The organism is Microbulbifer maximicatervae (SeqCode) (assembly GCF_056231245.1).
Genome location: NZ_CP174334.1, coordinates 349,874 through 366,023 on the forward strand (window position 1 = coordinate 349,874; position 16,150 = coordinate 366,023).

Consider the following 16,150-nt stretch of genomic DNA (forward strand, 5'->3'; position numbering starts at 1 on the left):
TCACGGGCAGACCCGTACAGCGGGACTGTCCCATGCATTGACTTGTTAAATTTTTCTACCAACTAAACTTAACATCAGTCATTTGATTTCTAATATTTTTATAGTGCTCTTCCATTTCATTTTGAAATTCTTCACTAGGAGGCCTTTCTAGATAGCTTATTAAGTCATCTTCTGCACTAGCGACATCACCACAATCCTCATAGCAAGCTTTAAGTAATGCGATGGTTTTAGCATTCTCCATGCCGTCATTTTGGGCATATGCATAGTTTACAACAGCCACTGCTTTTCCCCTCTTTATCGCAGACTCCCATCTTTTTTGTTGGGCTTTGTCTTTATCTCCTTGGACTGCATAGACAACTGAAAGTAGATACTCTCCATCGGAATGATCTTGCTTAATTGCTTCCTCTGCAATATGTATGATCTTGGCTTGATAATCAGGATTATCAAAGCTTTCAACTTGCCCATCTTCCATTTGATATAAGATATAGTTGATTTCATCGTTTAGATTCATTTACGTTCTCCCTAGCTTTTGAATTTAACGACTACAACAGGGGCGGCCGGAGCGTAGCGTAGGCTGTCCCGCGAAGGGCCAAAGGCCCGCAGCAACCTGCTTGTACTTGTTAAATTTTTTGCTCATAGTACAGCGCTACAGGTGAGTAATACATTAATGCCAGCAGCACGCCAGACAGCACCATAGATATGTCATAGAGCACTTGGCTAAAACCGCTGTAAACCATGATACCCATGAATGGATACAGTGCAAATGCAGCAACAAATCCAGCAGCATAAACATGCCTTGCCCATGACTTGAATAAAAGCAGGCCGACCAGTGAAACCAGCACCATAATGATGGAAACAACAGCCAATACGCCAGCCGCGACAAGTTTTGTGCCTTCAATCTCTGGCTCAATCTCAACAACATAATCAAAAACCTGATCAGTTATTGGGTCAGGCCAGATATAGTCATATACGCCAGAAAGTAAGCCTATGGCTAGCGATAATACAATTAGTGTTCGATATTGATTCTTACTCATAGAAATTTAACGCCCCGCAGCACAGGCCGGAGGTGCGAAGCACCGGAGGTCCAGCACACGAAGTGTGCGATTGTGCCTGCGTTTGTTAAGTGACTCACATACAGTTACTAAATACGCCACCATACCTCATCACCAGATATACATAGCATTACGTCTTTAAATACACGTTTATCCGACATACGCACCAATTGCAGTTTTAAATTATCAATTGCAACAAAGGTATCTTCTGATTCTTCAGAATCGAATTCTTCGGTTTCTATAAATTTCTGAGCTTTTTCAAAGAGATTACGGTATTCATCAAAAGGCGGAGTTGGAACCAACACACCTATGAACCAAGGCTGATCAAGGTCTATTTGTGTTAAGTCGGCCAACTTTTGGTCTTCTTTGTATAGTTCCCAGATATTCATTTTTCACTTAACGTCGCTAGCAAGGGCCGAGGAGCCTAAGCGACGAGGTCCAGCGCGAAGCGCGAACTTGCCTAGCTTTGTTATGCATTTGAATTTTCATCTTTCTCTTTTCGATAATTACCAAATATGGACATACCAAAGATAATGCCCGAAGCAGTAAGAAAACCTTTTAAAAACCACGATAGATAAACCCGCCAGATATCATCTTCAGTGAGCATGCCCGATGAAACCATTTCTCTAAACATCGATTCTCTGTAACCCCATAGCCCGTAGTTCATAGCCAAAACAAAGGCGCTTAAGAACAACACCGCGTTGAAAGCCCAATGCTTAAGAAAAAGCCTCAGCAGCCAAGGTGCTGTAACCCCTATAGCGAGGGCCAAAAATATGTATTCGTCTTTCATAAGGCCTCAATTGCATAACGCCCGCAACACCGGGCCGTTTGGAGCGCAGCGGAAAACGGGACCGCGTGCTTGCGTTTGTTATACGAAAACTGGTTGCTGGTTTGCATATCCCCATACCCTGTAACACCCATTTTCTACGGAGTATGGGATATTGTAATTTTTCAGAACAGTTGCTATAAAGCCACTGAAGTCAGTAATTCTATCACTCAAAAGATTGCCCCTTCGCTCTCTTTTGAATGGGTCAATATCCATCCACTCGATACAGTTAGATTGACCATAGCGAACCCATTCCCAATCAAGCAGCGAAAACCCAGGCATTGCCTCTAAGTCTCGTAGATATTTAAGCCTTACTTGAGGCTCGAAATCACTGTTACTTGTAATGGCATTAGCGAGTTCTCGCCACTTTGTTTTGTTCATATACGAAACAAGGCGCCGCTCTTCAATAAATTTTAGTGTTTCTTCGTTCATTGCCTACGTATAACGTTGCCAGCAAGGGCAGCCGAAGCGAAGCGCTGGCTGTCCAGCCCAGCCACCGGCTGGGCGAGCTTGCCTGGCCTGGTTATAGCTGGCGCGCTCTGAACAACCTACTTGCTCTTTGCCAGCCACCTTTGGCTGGCCACTGCCCGATAAATTTACTGGGAAAAATACCATACTTTCCCCACCTGTTAACTAACTGACTGGCACTCCACAATGCTGCTGCTAGCTTGCAGAACTTGTTGGCTTAGAACGAAGGCACTTGAACGAAACTGCAGTGCCAACTTGCAGGAAAACTCTCTGGAGAAATGTGCTCAGGAAGAGATTGGTGCTTGCAGCAACTTCAAACTACCTAAAAACTAACCGCCACAATAACGCTTTGCTAAACGGAAGCCGAAACGGAGTGTAGGCTGTCCGGTGAAGGGCGCAATTTTTGCGACCGAAACGTATTTCAGCAACTTGTTATAGCCCATTGGTTCGCTTAGCTCTCCAATACTTAAAAATTTCATACACTAGGATAGCTACGAAACCTACTAAGAGGGTTTGCCCTGCCTGTAAGAGTTCAGGTCTACCGCAAGCACCTCCAGGACCTGCGATACCTTCCATAAAAAGAAAGTACATACACGCAGGAATGTAGCCTACAACTAGCGCGCTAATTATTGGTGCCCATAGACGCTTCTTGCTTGTTAAGTAGCGTATGAAAAGCGCAAGAACTAGAATCGTTGCAGAAATCCCTAAGAGAAGGAAAAATTCTGACACGTGCTGTTCGGCCAATCCTTCAGGTTGAATAAAACACGCATAGGAATTAGCTGGAAAGGCAATGATAAAAAATAGATGGACTGCTCTCAAATTTATCTCTTATGTCTGATTTGGTTATAACGTTGCCAGCAAGGGCAGCCGAAGCGGAGCGTAGGCTGTCCAGCCCAGCCTCCGGCTGGGCGATCTTGCCTGGCCTGGTTATAGCTGGCGCACACTGAACGACCTACTTGCTCTCTGCCAGCCAACTTTGGCTGGCCACTGCCCGATAAATTTACAGGGAAAAGTACCATACTTTCCCCACCAATTAACTATCCGCCTGGCACTCCACAATGCGGCAGCTAACTTGCAGAACTTGTTGGCTTAAAACGAAGGCATTTGAACGAAACTACGGTGCCAGTTTGCAGGAAAACTCTCTGGCGAAGCGTGTTCAGGTAGAGATTGTTACTTGCAGCAACTACAAACCATCTAAAAATTGACCGCCACAATAACGCCGCAATTTGCGCGACGGAGTGGGATGGCGACTTGTTTGCGTGTTTTTGCAAACAAGGTGACAGCTCACGGAGTTCCGCAAGATTGCTTGGTTATGCGGCACGCCATACCCCTCTAGTTAAAAGGCCCCCAAGAAGAAACGCGGGAGGAACATAAATTGGCCAATACCACAACAGAGGGTTGCGCCCAAGATGACTAAACCCATGCCATAAGAGAAATAGAAGCATTGGAAGAGCCACCAAACAACCTAATAAGAAAGTTAATGATACTTTTTTGCTAGGAAGTATTGCAGATGTTACAGCACCAGCAACCAGGCTAGCGATTACCGGAGGAATTAACCCAGAAACTTTTAGCTGCATAAATATTGGATGTGAAGTAGCAATAGAAAACCAAAGGATTACAGCTAAAGCTGAGCCCAAAGTGAATGCTAGAATATATCGAAGTTTATGATTCATTTTTACGCATAACGCCAAGGTAACCTGTGCAGCATATGGAGCTGTTTTTTGGGGTAAAGTGGCGTAGCCACCCAAAAAAGAAGCGGAGTATGCTGCATCAGGTTGACCGCATTGTTAGGTGAAAAACCACTGGAACTGAAGCTATTAGCATTGCCGCAGCCAACGTGTAGTCACCTAGTTTTATAGATTCTGTAATTGGTACATCAAGGTTTACGAGAATCAATACACCATAAAAAATGAATACATTAATAATGAAACATTTGTTGATGGCTTTATTTACCATTGCGGCCAAAAGACTTACCGCAAAGGCATACATACTGAGCTGAACCAGGAAACTGTCTCCACTTCCCGAGCTTACTAGCGAACTACTAAACCCAGGCTTCCCATTGAGTATTATCCGAAGACCGCCTAAATACTGGTGCACTAAGCCACTAAAAACCAGTAAAAGTGATGTTATGCCGGTTAGCACTCTATTCATTTAATTGGGCACCTAACGCCAAGCTTTGGGGCGGACCACGCAGTGGGACGTCCCAGCAGCCACAGGCTGCGACAACAGCGCCTTGTTATGTGCTGCACTTGCTGATAGATACATTGTAATTACCTGGATTAACCAACAGGATATTTGCATGATTTACGATTTGACTGCCATGCCAACCGCAAAACTTGTGGTCCTTTTCTGTTTGATGACACAGAGCAAGTGCGGACTCTATGTTTCGGGCTTTGACCCCAGAGCAGTTTATAGATGTACAATTCTCATCATTTGAAACTGCTACATTAAAACCTCTGAACGCTTCTACGCTCGACTTACACTCCTGCCCGTCTAGAGCTTGCACAGAAATAGATGATAGAAGTAAAAGCAATAGGAATAAAATTCTAATTTTTCTCATAGCTGTCCCAACCGGATGACGCATAACGCCCCAAGCTGCGGCGCGAAGCGTCCGACAGCCTTGGCTTGTTATGGGTTGGCCCATATATTTAAAATACTGTCTAGCGCTTTGATAACTTCCTCACGCTTGGCGCCTTTATTTATACTCTTAGGCAGTTTTGAATACCAGGGATGCCAATAATGTTCTAACTCGTGACCCTTTTCCCGAGTAGAAGGGTGTACAGACTTTGAAAAGTAATCCTTACACTCTAGTACTTGGTCAATGCTCGCAAACTGGAAAATGAAATTGCATACGTCTGCAAAGTAAACCCATTTTTCAATTAGATTATCTCTTGAAGCTTCAACTGGTACACCACCTTCGTTTCGAGTGCTCATGTAGTCAATGTGCTTTTTGGGGTCTGCGATCTCTCTCCATACTTTGCTCATACTTTATGACCCATAACGCTTAGATAACCTGCACTGCAGGCGGTAAAAAAAATGATCTGGCATTGAATTTAGGCCGAACTAAAGAGGCCCATTCCTGCAGTGTCTGGTTCATCGCCATGTTGTACATTCCCGCCGGCACTATCTTGCCGAGCCGCCCCCTTTATAAAGGAAATTCCTTTTTTCGCCTTAGACCACACTCTGCCAGTCAACTTTGTAGATTCATGGCACTGCCCACACTCTACCACCAGATCTTGGATTTGCAATCCAGCTGGGAGTCGTTGATCTTTCATTAAACCCACTTGATTACTACATAGATCGTGCTTTTTCTTATTGCACCCAGCATATAATCCATAACTCCGTACCATGTGTTTTCCTATTGGAGGTATGTGCTGCAAGACACGTCTTAAGAACTCTTCAGGCTTTAATCTTAGTCGCTTGCGTCGCTGGTCACGGTGATCAAAATAACGAAATTCCAGCCCCTTATGATCCACGTTTAATATCTGCTTTGGCTTCAGCGGGCCACCTTTGATATATCGTGAAAAATACAGCAGAACGCCTTGTCCATGCTCATATCGATCCTGAATACGAACTGACCATTCTTTGCGATAGCAAGCTTTAAAGAGAATATCAAACTGGCCAATGGGCCAACTGGGAGGCAGCTTGATTAGCCCAGCACGATACTGCTCTAGTAACAGCGCTTGAAACTTTCCCCTATAAAAACTCTTAACCACTCGCACAGGTAATAAATACTCACCTGTTTCTTTCCAGTTTTCTCTTAAAGTCAAACCGCCAGCGGTGATCAGGCAGTGTATATGTGGATGTAAAGTTAACTGTCTTCCCCAAGTATGCAGAGCCATAAGCATCCCGGGGGTTACGCCGTGATAGTCCTTACTTGCCATCAATTCAAATAGCGTTTCTTTACTCGACAAAAAGAGTATATCTGTAAGCTTCTCCTCGTTGTATTGCCATATCGGCAGATACTCATGAGGTATAGTAAAGACCACATGAAAATGATCTGTATCAAATAATTTACGACGCTGCTGATCAACCCACTGGAGCTGTTTTCTGCCTGAGCAAAGGGGGCAACTTCTATGCCTACAAGAATGATGCTGCTCAGTGACATGGTTGTGCTTACAACGATAATAACTGCTTCCCATCGATTTTGTACGGCATTCTTGTATCGAGGAGATAGCTTTTAAATTTTTTAGTGGTTGCGCAGTTTTAGATAAATAACCACTGTACGCAGAAAATATATTTTGCAATACCCGGTTATGCATTTTCTAAAATGCCTCTTATAATTTAAAAGTGGCACCACTCCCGCGTAGCGGGTTTGTACAACAGTTAATTCAAAAGAAGCGTCTTTATATCACCCTTCTATATAATTCTGCTGCAGTCATCCAAGATTACCCAAAAAACACAGCAATATCAGTAGGTTAGAGGCTTTGGCGCAATTCTCAACAGGTAGATATATAACAGCGGATATATATCTACCTGCTTTTCTTGCTCGTGACAATAGTGCCACCCCCTTTAAAGTCAATGACTTAGCCCGCTCTCTCCAGAAATAGGAGAAGCTTCTCTTGAATTCTTATATTGAAAGTAGAACAAGATATGAAATGCTGTATATAAGACAGTTTGAATAGCAATGTTATGGAAGATATTCGCGGTAAAGTACCAAGTAAGACTGAATGCTTCACGGGAGTCTCCTGGTAACATATTTGAAATTAAGTACGGTTGTTTTAGAAAGAAGAGGTAAACTTATACTCACTGGGAGAAGCAATTCATATATTTTGTTAAGGAAACTAGTCTCACTGATAGGGTGGGAAGGTTGCGAGAAGCCTCTCTCACCTTGTACTTCAAGGAAGGACAGTCCCATTTCGAAGTAGCTAAAATATAAGCCCTATTATCGGTTTTATATAAACGTTTTGAATTTTTCAATTTTTAATTTGAAAAATCATATGACGTGACTCTCCAGTGGTAGTGCTTTAAATTGAGATTGAAGGATTCTTAACTCGATGAGTTGGTATTTTTCATTAGTTGATGATTTTGGCCTTGCATTTGGTTATTTCCAATAGCGAAGACTTACGTTGAGAGGGGAGTCACATCGAATATTTTTATCTGGCTTTTTGTATTGCAGGCAATAGACGATGAGTTATTGGAGTTAAGGAGAAAAAAGCCGGCATTGTGCCGGCGGGAAAGCAGACGTCGAAAGGAAGAGACGTTGCAGAGAGACTGTAATTCTTACTCGATGCCCAGGCTCGAATATGAGCTGGGCATCTTTTAAATATTGCTAATCAATCAGGCTTTTTTACGCAGTAGCACACAGGCGTCTGCGGCAGCTAGCTCTAAGCTATTTCCTTCCGCATTGCCAGCAAACAATGCCGGGGTAATATTGTGCGCACCGGAGAACTCAGCAGGTAATTCCAGGGTGCCATTGGTTTGCCCAAGGTTGAGAACAACCAGCATTTCTTCGCTGTCGCTGCGCCTTACTAAAGCAAATAAATCACTGCCGGTGTCGATCACTTCCTGCTCTGCTGTCGCCAACGACTGGGGTAGTTCCCGGTGCCAATCGATCAGTGCGCGGAAGCGGTTGAGCATGGAGCGCTGGGCGTCCTGCTGAACCTCTACCGCCCGTTGTTGGTGCTCCCCTGAGATGGGTAGCCAGGGTTTTGCTGTGGAAAAGCCGGCGTTGTCGTCGCTGGTATTGGTCCAGGGCATCGGTGTGCGGCAGCCGTCGCGGCCTTTGAATTCCGGCCACAAATTAATGCCATAGGGGTCTACCAGGTCTTCATAGGCAATTTCCGCTTCCGGCAAGCCCAGTTCTTCCCCTTGATAGAGGCAGACACTTCCGCGCAGTGCCAATTGCATCAGCAGGAATAGCGGGGCTCTGGTATCGGCTTGGTCGTCGCTAAAGCCTTTGTTCCATCGGGTTATTGAGCGGGGTACATCGTGATTGCTGATCGACCAACAGGGCCAGCCCTTGTCGATTACGTCGCGGTTTTTTTCCAGGGTTTCGCGCAGGAAGTCCGCACTGCAATCCTCGGTCAATAGATCGAAGGAATAGGCCATGTGCAGGCGTTTTTCCGTGGTGTATTCGGCCATGATTTTATGGGTATTGTCGTCGCCAACTTCACCCACGGTCACAGTACCGGGATATTGATCCATTAACTGTCGTACCCGCTGGAGAAACACCAGGTTTTCCGGCTGGGATTTATCATTCTGGTGCCACTGGTAGTCGTAGTGATTGACTGGTGGCAGGCCTTTCTCGTCGAGCTTGAGCGGGCGCGCCGGGTTATTGCTCAGGGCCTGCTGATGGAAAATAAAGTTGACCGCATCCAGTCGGAAACCATCTACACCCCGATCGAGCCAGAACTTCATATCGGCGATCAGCTGCTCTTGGACTTCTGGGTTGTGCACATTCAGGTCCGGCTGCTCTTTTAGGAAGTTGGCTAAATAGTACTGGCGGCGGCGGGTACACCAGCGCCAGGAGCCTCCTCCGAATACGGAGACCCAATTGTTGGGAGGGGTGCCATCTTCTTGGGGATCAACCCAGACATACCAGTCCGCTTTGGGGTTGTCGCGGTTGGCACGACTCTCCTGGAACCAGGGGTGCTGGTCTGAGGTGTGGCTGAGGATTTGGTCGATAATCACTTTCAGGCCGCGCTCGTGGGCCGCTTCGATCATTCGGTCGAAATCTTCCAGGTTGCCAAAAATAGGGTCTACATCGCGGTAGTCGGCAACGTCATAGCCAAAATCCACCATCGGCGATTTAAAAAAGGGTGAGATCCAGATGGCGTCTACGCCGAGGGATTTTACATAATCCAGTTTTTGTGTAATTCCGGGAATATCACCGATGCCATCTCCGTTGGCGTCGCAGAAGCTGCGTGGGTAAATCTGATAAATGACACTGTTGCGCCACCACTCATAGCTGTAGCCGCTCATGGATTACTGCCTTGTTTCATTATTTGAAAGGGGGAGATAGTCCACCTTTAAAGGATAGGGTGAGTATGGAGCAGTCATTGGCGGGCTTCCTCCTCCCCGGCGAGGGGGGAGAGCGGGGTAAAGGGTGACCGGTCTGGGGTGGTTTGGTATTGGCGGGCGGGGGATGAGGAGCATAGTGGGCACGTCCCTGTGCCGCTGGAGCAGGACTGTTTAGGGCTTGTCCTGGACCGAGCGAAGCATTTGCTCGGCCAGGGCGATGGCCTCCTGGCGATCCTTGACGTCCAGCTTTTGGTAGAGGCTGCGAATATGGGTCTTGATGGTGCTCGGCGCCACCTTAAAGTGACGGGCGATTTTTTCGTTCGACAGCCCCGAGTGAATCGCATTCAGTACCTGCCATTCCCTTGGGGTGAGTGGGGAGTGGCGCAGGAAGTCTGGCACGGCATCGCTGGCCAGTATCTCGCGGATAATGGTGTCATCCAGCTCGATGCGAATACCACCGTCCAGCTCTGGCTGCTGTTGTGCCGCTTTGATCAGTTGTTGGGCTTTGCTGGACTCCGCCTCTCCCAGGCCATTTTCCAGGGCGGCTTTCAGGATAACGATTAAAGGTTTGCCGATCTGCAGGAAGCTGGCGCGAAAATCCCGTTCGTGGGAGAGAAGCAGGGCCTCACTAATAGCCCCCACAGATTGCGGGTATTGCTCCCGCAGCCACAGCAGGTGGGATTCCAGCACCCGGTTACGCAGGCGATCTGTTTCCAGGCCGCACTCGTTGGCGACTTGTTTCAGGCGGCTCAACAGGCGGTTGGCATCGGACCAGTGGTGCAGCTCAATCATCGCGCGCACATGGTTGCGCCCGTGGCACTGTTCAAAGTGATTGCTGGGCCTGTCGGCGACAGGCGTTGCTTGTTCCAACCAGCTGGCGATGGCCTGCTGATTGCCCAGGGCGCGCCAAGTGCGGATGCGGGTGGCATCGGCGTTGGCGATCCAGTCCCGGTGGTAGCGCCCGTCAGTGAGCAGGCGCTCGATACGCTCCAGCCACTCCAGGGACTCCTCTTTCTCTCCTCGGGCCTGGGCGATTTTTAACAGCAGGGTGTACTCCGGCAGCAGCCAGTGCTCGCCGACCCGGCGGTTGATTTGCATACCTCGGCGAGCGGATTGCTCGGCACCTTCCAGATCGCCGGACTCCCATTGCAGCTGGCCGCGCAGCCGGCACACAAATTCCGAGATGGGCAGTGTGGACAGGTGATTTTTCTGCACCAGGGTCTGCACCTTCTCCTGCAGCGTGGACGCTTTCTTCAGCAGGCCCTGGGCAAAGGCGATCTCTGTCTGTTGGCAGATGGCCCAGGCGGCGCTGGGGATATCCCGTTCGGCGATCGCCAGGGCTTCCACTTCCTGCATATAGCGGTTGGCCTCTTGCAAGGCACCCAGGCAGAAGCTGGTCTCACCGGTGACCAGCAGAGCGGAGATTCTTTCGCCCAGCTGGTCTGCGCGGAGTAGGGCCAAAGCTTCTTCGGCATACTCCTTGGCTTGCAGTGTCTGCCCTCGGGCAATGGCCACCTGGGCGCGCATGGTGGCAAAGGCGCCTTCAAAGTCGCGCCACTGTGCCGGATCCTCCCGCTGCAGCCAGCTTTCCGAGGCCGCCAGGTTTTTCTCGCACAGGTCGTATTCAAAATTCTCCCGCGCCATTTTTGCGGACAGGAGGGTAAAGCGGGCGCTGTGTTGCAGGGCTTCGTCACCGAGCCAGTCGAGGCAGTCCCGCAGCAGGCGCGACTGCCCCGCGCGCAGAAGCTGTTCTCCTCGATCGTTGAGCAGTTGCTTTAACCGCTCGCGGTCGCCGCCGGCCAGGGCGTGGCGCAGGGCCTCCACTGGCTGGTCTAATTCTTGCCAGGTATCACAGGCAGTGCTGTGCAATTGCAGCAAGTGTTCGCGGTCATTAATTTGCCGCTGCAGGAAGCGGGCGAAGACCGGGTGAAAGCGGAACCACTGGCGGCTTGAATCCTGCGCCTGCAGGAATAACCCGCGGCGCGCGGCTTCTTCCAGCAACTGCTGACCATCTTGCCGACCGGTAAGGCGCTCCGCCAGCTGGGCGTTAACCCGGGTGAGGATCGATGTGCAGGAAAGGAGCTGGCGCAGTTGGGGTTCCAGCCGCTCCAGCACTTCCTCAGCCAGGTAATCGAGAATATGACTGTGGCCCTGCTCCAGCTCTGCCAGATAGCGATCCACTTCGTTGCTGTCGCGCACCGATAAAGTGAATAGCTGTACGGCGGGGGGCCAGCCCTCACTGAGGTGATGCAGCTGGGCTGCGCGGTCGCCGTCGAGATTAAACGGTAGGCGCTGCTTGAGCAGGGTGGCGATTTCCTCAATGTTGAGGGCCAGCTCATTACTGCCCAATTCCAGTAATCGCCCTTGAACTCGCAGGGTGGCCAAGCCCAAAGGCGGTTGGCTGCGACTGGTGAGAACAATACCGACACCGGCGGGAGCGTGGCGCAACAAAAAGCGGGTAGTGTCGTGCACCTGCTGGTTGTCGATCTGGTGGTAGTCATCCAGCACGATGCGCAGTTCGCTGGGCAGGCCCCGCAGTTCCGACAGCAGGTGGCTCACCAGGGTTGAGGGGTCCGGGCGCTGGGGCGCGGACAATAATTGGTGAGTCTGGGGGACACCATTGCCGGTCGCCCTGTGCACGCTTTCCACCAGGTAGCGGCAGAATTGGCTCGGTTCATTATCGCTGGCATCCAGCGTATACCAGGCGACCGGGTTGTCCTGCTGTGAGGCCCAGGAGGTAACCAGCGTGGTCTTGCCGTATCCCGCAGGAGCCGTCACCAACAGCAGTTGATCGCTGTGGCATTGGTTCAGAACCGACAGCAGGCGCGGGCGCGATAGGGCGTGCTCGGGGCAATCCGGCAGGCTGTATTTGGAAGTTAAAAGCATCGCTGCGGGAGGGATTGTTATAAATGTTTGATTTTTGTACAGCCACTATTATGCACCAGGACCCGGGTATTGTTACAGCACTGTAATCGGTCAGCTTTCTGGTGATTCTGCCTCTTGGGTGGCAAATTGGAGTGGCGCCGGTTTAGCTTTGGGCAGTATATTACTATTCGGGTTAAATCGGTCATCTCAACCCGTCGCAATGCAGTTTCTGCGGCTCACTAGTGGGTACGTTAGTTCATATTTACTGTGATGTATCCACACGGCTCGTAAAGGGATGCATTATTGTGCAGCTTCCCCTCGCGCCACTTTCAGTATTTTTTCGATTTTTCTTTGGCAGTAAGAATGCCCCTTGTGCGGGTTTTCATCAATGTTCATTCAATTAAAAAGCCGAGCGCTGCGAAGGCGCCGATAGAATAATAAGAAGAGGAAGCCATGGCGGATATCGTAATCCTTGCTGCTGCGGGTATGGGGGCTGTGGATAACACGTTTGCAAAGCCACTGTTTTCGGCATTGGAAACCGAGCTTGGGGAGGAGTGGTCGCGTCTCTACTGCGCTGAATTACCCGGCCTGGAGCACTTCCAGAGCAACATCGAACGCACCTTTGAGAGTATGCAGAAACGCGAGCTGGACTTCCTGCGTGCACGAAAATATTTACTCCTGGGGATGTCGCAGACAGCGGCGCAGTCCGGCACTGTGGATCGCCGGGATAGCAACTACGAAAAGACCCAGCGCGAGATCTATGCGGCGCTGGCCAAGGCCGCTGATCAGGTTGATGAGCGGGCCCCGGTGATATTGATCAGCCATTCGGTGGGTTGTATCAACCTATCTAATTACCTCTGGGACGCCCAGCGGCCCAATGTCAGTTGCGGTGTTTGGCGTGAAGGCGGTCCCGCAGGAGTTCACAAAGGGTCGGCGCGTGAGAGGTTTTTGCGCCTCAAGACCTTGAGCCATTGGTACACCCTGGGGCCGACAATGCCCCTGTGGTGCGCCGATCGACCCAGGGAGCAAATTCAGGCGGTCACCTCCAATACCCGGGGATACAATTTTCGCTGGAAGAATTTTTATCACCCCAATGACCTGTTTGGCTGGCCCCTTAAACCCCTGAGCCCCTCCTATAACCAGGCGGTGTGCCGAGACTATGAGACTTGTTCGCTGAGCGATCACGGCGCTTTGAGTTCAGTGGCTTTTCCCTCGCCCCCTGAGGATTACTGGCGGAACCCGAAAGTTGTTGAGCAGCTGATAGAGGATGTGCGCTCCCTGCTCAAGACGGTGAATAAGCCCGCTCATCGGCATCCACAACCCTCTCAGCAGGCTCTCGCGGTATAATCCCCAATTACCTCAACAGTCTCCTGTAAAAGATGAAGGGCCGCTTTCTTATGTCGCTGCAATATCACCTGGTTCCGGTTACTCCTTTCCAGCAAAACTGCTCGTTGCTGTGGTGTGAAGACAGTAAGCGCGCGGCTGTTGTCGACCCCGGTGGCGATCTCGATAAGATTCTGGCGGCGGTGGAGGAGCGCGGTCTCAAGCTGGAGAAAATCCTGCTGACCCACGGTCACCTGGACCATGTAGGGGGCACTGCGGCGTTGTCCAAGCAGCTCCAGCTGCCGATAGAGGGGCCGCATAAAGGCGATGATTTCTGGATTCAGCAGTTGCCTATGCAGGCGCAGATGTTTGGTTTCCCCGCTGTCGAAGTATTTACTCCAGACCGCTGGTTGGAGCAGGGAGATAGGGTTACTGTAGGGGATCAGGAACTGGAGGTGCACCACTGCCCGGGCCATACCCCCGGCCATGTGATTTTCTTCCACCGCCCCAGCCAGTTGGCTCTGGTGGGAGATGTTTTGTTTGCCGGTTCTATCGGGCGTACGGATTTCCCCCAGGGAGATCACGATACCCTGATTCGCTCTATCAAAGAGCGCCTATGGCCGCTGGGTGATGAGGTTCAATTTGTACCGGGACATGGCCCCATGTCCACTTTTGGCCAGGAGCGCCAAACCAATCCTTTTGTCGCCGACAAGCGCTTTGGTTAAGTGATACCTGGATTCCAATAACAGGCGGGAAGTACAGCGCCGGGAGTCCCATTTTATGTTTGCAGGAAAAATACGTCTTTTTCTCGTCTTGCTGGTGCTGGGGTTAAGCGGCTGCGCAGTAATTTCCGAAGAGGAGTGCCGCGCGGGGCTCTGGTATGAGCGGGGCCTGCAAGACGGCGCTCGCGGTCGCTCACAGTCGCTGGTGTACGATATTGCCCAAGAGTGTGACAGCTACGATATGCATGTGGATAGCGATGCATGGCTGCAGGGCCATGAAGAGGGTGTAGAGACTTACTGCACTGCTGAAAATGGCTATCACCAGGGGCGTAGGGGACGTAATTACCAAGGGGTTTGCACTGGCCCTACTGCTGATTTGTTTTTACAGAATTACGAGCGCGGTCTCGCTGAATACCGTATAGAGCAGCATTACCAGCGCCTTTTGTGGCGCCGGGATAATTTAGAGCGTGAGTTGCTTTCCCTGCATTACGCCTATCGGAACACTGATAGTGAAGCCCAGGCCCAGGCATTGTACTTGCAGCGCAGCCGCCTTCGCTGGGAGCTGCGGATGTTGGATATGGAGTTGTTTCGCTATGGCTTGTTTGGCCCCTCGCATTTAACACCCGGCTATTATCCCCCCGGATTTTTTTCTGCCAGATTATTTTATTGGTAAGTAGAAAAATTTATTGGTCCTGAATGTAAGTAAAAAAGTCCGGGTTAATGCTCCGGTATTACACGTACAAGAGATTTATTGTAATGGCAATTTGGCATTTAGATCCTTCACTGGAAGAACTGAACCAGGGAATATCCCAATGCATGCCCGGCTACCTGGGAATGGAAATTACGGAAATTGGCGATGATTACCTGGAAGGGACCTTACCCGTAGACCATCGCACTCGCCAGCCCTTCGGTATTTTGCATGGTGGTGCTAATGTCGTATTGTCGGAGACGCTGGGTTCCATAGGTGCCAACCTATTAGTGGATACCGATAAATTTTATTGTGTCGGTCAGGAGGTTAACGCCAATCACCTGCGCCCTGTCCCTGAGGGAGAGGTTCGCGGTCGTGCGAAACCCGTGCATATTGGGCGCAGCAGCCAGGTGTGGGAAATTCTGATCTATGCACCCAATGGGAAACTCAGTTGTATTTCTCGCATTACCATGGCTGTTGTAGCTCATGGTGCCTAGTATTAGCTCCTGGGTTGCGAGTGGAGATCCCGCTTGAAACAGGCCCAGGACTTTATTTTTGAAGATATTCCCTATCGCTTGGTGCGTTCGAGCCGGCGCAAGCGTCTGGGGCTGGTACTGTCTTCCGGTGGTGTGGAAGTGCGAATTCCACAGCGTTGCGCAGCCCGTTATGGGCATGAATTCCTGCAGGAAAATATCCAGTGGGTGAGAGCACAGTTACTCGCAGCCGACCGGCGCGCTGCGCAGGTGCCGCAATATCGGTACGCTTTTGGTGAGAGTTTTCCCTGGCTGGGACAACAGCTTCCCTTACAGCGTGCGACAAGCAGTAAAAGTGCCGGTATTGGCGATGGTGCTATCGGGCTTTATACCCGCTATCGCGAGCCTGATGACACGCAGCTGCAAACTGCTTTACAACGCCTTTACCAGCGGGAAGCATTGGCATTGTTAACGCAAAAATCCCATGTGTTGGCCGAGCAGCTGGGGTTAAGTATTTCATCAGTAAAAGTCCGTCGTACCAAAAGCAAGTGGGGTCACTGTAGTATTCGCGGTGAGCTGCAGTTTAACTGGCTTGTTTGTCTCGCTCCTGAGCCTATAGTGGATTACCTGGTGGCTCACGAAGTCTGCCATTTGCAACACCATAACCACAGCCGCGCTTTCTGGGATTTGGTCCAAAGTGTGTGCCCCAGATTTAAAGAGTTGCGCCGCTGGTTGCGCGATAACGGCCACCGCCTGACCCTGTAACTTTT

General features: G+C 50.0%; 14 protein-coding genes. 5 read left to right on the forward strand and 9 right to left on the reverse strand.

The annotated features are described in order from the left end of the window. Positions 1-55: 55 nt before the first annotated feature. From ACJJIS_RS01590 to malT, 9 genes are all read right to left on the reverse strand, one after another. A complete protein-coding gene (locus ACJJIS_RS01590; protein ID WP_445361040.1) occupies positions 56-511 on the reverse strand; it encodes a hypothetical protein in 456 nt (151 codons plus the stop codon). A 109-nt stretch (positions 512-620) separates the two neighbouring features. Continuing rightward, on the reverse strand, positions 621-1,034 hold the full coding sequence (locus ACJJIS_RS01595; protein WP_445361042.1) for a hypothetical protein: 414 nt from the start codon (positions 1,032-1,034) through the stop codon (positions 621-623). Positions 1,035-1,141: 107 nt separating this feature from the next. Beyond that, on the reverse strand, positions 1,142-1,441 hold the full coding sequence (locus ACJJIS_RS01600) for a hypothetical protein (protein WP_444926028.1): 300 nt from the start codon (positions 1,439-1,441) through the stop codon (positions 1,142-1,144). A gap of 80 nt (positions 1,442-1,521) precedes the next feature. Then, positions 1,522-1,842, reverse strand: a complete 321-nt coding sequence (locus ACJJIS_RS01605; RefSeq protein ID WP_445361045.1) for a hypothetical protein — start codon at positions 1,840-1,842, stop codon at positions 1,522-1,524. Between the two features lie 78 nt (positions 1,843-1,920). Then, on the reverse strand, positions 1,921-2,310 hold the full coding sequence (locus ACJJIS_RS01610; RefSeq protein ID WP_475709311.1) for a DUF6678 family protein: 390 nt from the start codon (positions 2,308-2,310) through the stop codon (positions 1,921-1,923). A 2,664-nt stretch (positions 2,311-4,974) separates the two neighbouring features. Continuing rightward, entirely contained in the window at positions 4,975-5,331 is a 357-nt protein-coding gene (locus ACJJIS_RS01615) for a hypothetical protein (protein ID WP_445361047.1), read from the reverse strand. A gap of 68 nt (positions 5,332-5,399) precedes the next feature. Next, positions 5,400-6,608, reverse strand: a complete 1,209-nt coding sequence (locus ACJJIS_RS01620; protein WP_475709312.1) for an IS91 family transposase — start codon at positions 6,606-6,608, stop codon at positions 5,400-5,402. Between the two features lie 1,018 nt (positions 6,609-7,626). Then, complete coding sequence (locus ACJJIS_RS01625) at positions 7,627-9,270, reverse strand: alpha-amylase family glycosyl hydrolase (RefSeq protein WP_475709313.1); 1,644 nt, start codon at positions 9,268-9,270, stop codon at positions 7,627-7,629. Between the two features lie 210 nt (positions 9,271-9,480). Beyond that, positions 9,481-12,195, reverse strand: coding sequence for an HTH-type transcriptional regulator MalT (gene malT, locus ACJJIS_RS01630; RefSeq protein WP_475709314.1), 2,715 nt, complete (start codon positions 12,193-12,195; stop codon positions 9,481-9,483). Between the two features lie 432 nt (positions 12,196-12,627). Between malT and ACJJIS_RS01635 the strand changes: the two genes are divergently transcribed. From ACJJIS_RS01635 to ACJJIS_RS01655, 5 genes are all read left to right on the forward strand, one after another. After that, positions 12,628-13,521, forward strand: coding sequence for a hypothetical protein (locus ACJJIS_RS01635; protein ID WP_475709315.1), 894 nt, complete (start codon positions 12,628-12,630; stop codon positions 13,519-13,521). A 50-nt stretch (positions 13,522-13,571) separates the two neighbouring features. Continuing rightward, positions 13,572-14,222: an MBL fold metallo-hydrolase gene (locus tag ACJJIS_RS01640; RefSeq protein ID WP_475709316.1), complete on the forward strand. Its 651-nt coding sequence runs from the start codon at positions 13,572-13,574 to the stop codon at positions 14,220-14,222. A 55-nt stretch (positions 14,223-14,277) separates the two neighbouring features. After that, on the forward strand, positions 14,278-14,892 hold the full coding sequence (locus ACJJIS_RS01645; RefSeq protein WP_475709317.1) for a DUF2799 domain-containing protein: 615 nt from the start codon (positions 14,278-14,280) through the stop codon (positions 14,890-14,892). Between the two features lie 83 nt (positions 14,893-14,975). Beyond that, positions 14,976-15,404, forward strand: a complete 429-nt coding sequence (locus tag ACJJIS_RS01650; protein WP_444892114.1) for a hotdog fold thioesterase — start codon at positions 14,976-14,978, stop codon at positions 15,402-15,404. Positions 15,405-15,437: 33 nt separating this feature from the next. Next, on the forward strand, positions 15,438-16,145 hold the full coding sequence (locus ACJJIS_RS01655) for a M48 family metallopeptidase (protein ID WP_413663460.1): 708 nt from the start codon (positions 15,438-15,440) through the stop codon (positions 16,143-16,145). The last annotated feature ends 5 nt before the right edge of the window (positions 16,146-16,150 follow it).

Bases quoted from the DNA above. Each gene is read 5' to 3' on its own strand.
- ACJJIS_RS01635 (WP_475709315.1), top strand. From the start codon at position 12,628: ATGGCGGATATCGTAATCCTTGCTGCTGCGGGTATGGGGGCTGTGGAT.
- ACJJIS_RS01625 (WP_475709313.1), bottom strand. From the start codon at position 9,270: ATGAGCGGCTACAGCTATGAGTGGTGGCGCAACAGTGTCATTTATCAG.
- malT (WP_475709314.1), bottom strand. From the start codon at position 12,195: ATGCTTTTAACTTCCAAATACAGCCTGCCGGATTGCCCCGAGCACGCC.
- ACJJIS_RS01620 (WP_475709312.1), bottom strand. From the start codon at position 6,608: ATGCATAACCGGGTATTGCAAAATATATTTTCTGCGTACAGTGGTTAT.
- ACJJIS_RS01645 (WP_475709317.1), top strand. From the start codon at position 14,278: ATGTTTGCAGGAAAAATACGTCTTTTTCTCGTCTTGCTGGTGCTGGGG.
- ACJJIS_RS01615 (WP_445361047.1), bottom strand. From the start codon at position 5,331: ATGAGCAAAGTATGGAGAGAGATCGCAGACCCCAAAAAGCACATTGAC.
- ACJJIS_RS01605 (WP_445361045.1), bottom strand. From the start codon at position 1,842: ATGAAAGACGAATACATATTTTTGGCCCTCGCTATAGGGGTTACAGCA.
- ACJJIS_RS01600 (WP_444926028.1), bottom strand. From the start codon at position 1,441: ATGAATATCTGGGAACTATACAAAGAAGACCAAAAGTTGGCCGACTTA.
- ACJJIS_RS01640 (WP_475709316.1), top strand. From the start codon at position 13,572: ATGTCGCTGCAATATCACCTGGTTCCGGTTACTCCTTTCCAGCAAAAC.
- ACJJIS_RS01650 (WP_444892114.1), top strand. From the start codon at position 14,976: ATGGCAATTTGGCATTTAGATCCTTCACTGGAAGAACTGAACCAGGGA.
- ACJJIS_RS01590 (WP_445361040.1), bottom strand. From the start codon at position 511: ATGAATCTAAACGATGAAATCAACTATATCTTATATCAAATGGAAGAT.
- ACJJIS_RS01595 (WP_445361042.1), bottom strand. From the start codon at position 1,034: ATGAGTAAGAATCAATATCGAACACTAATTGTATTATCGCTAGCCATA.
- ACJJIS_RS01610 (WP_475709311.1), bottom strand. From the start codon at position 2,310: ATGAACGAAGAAACACTAAAATTTATTGAAGAGCGGCGCCTTGTTTCG.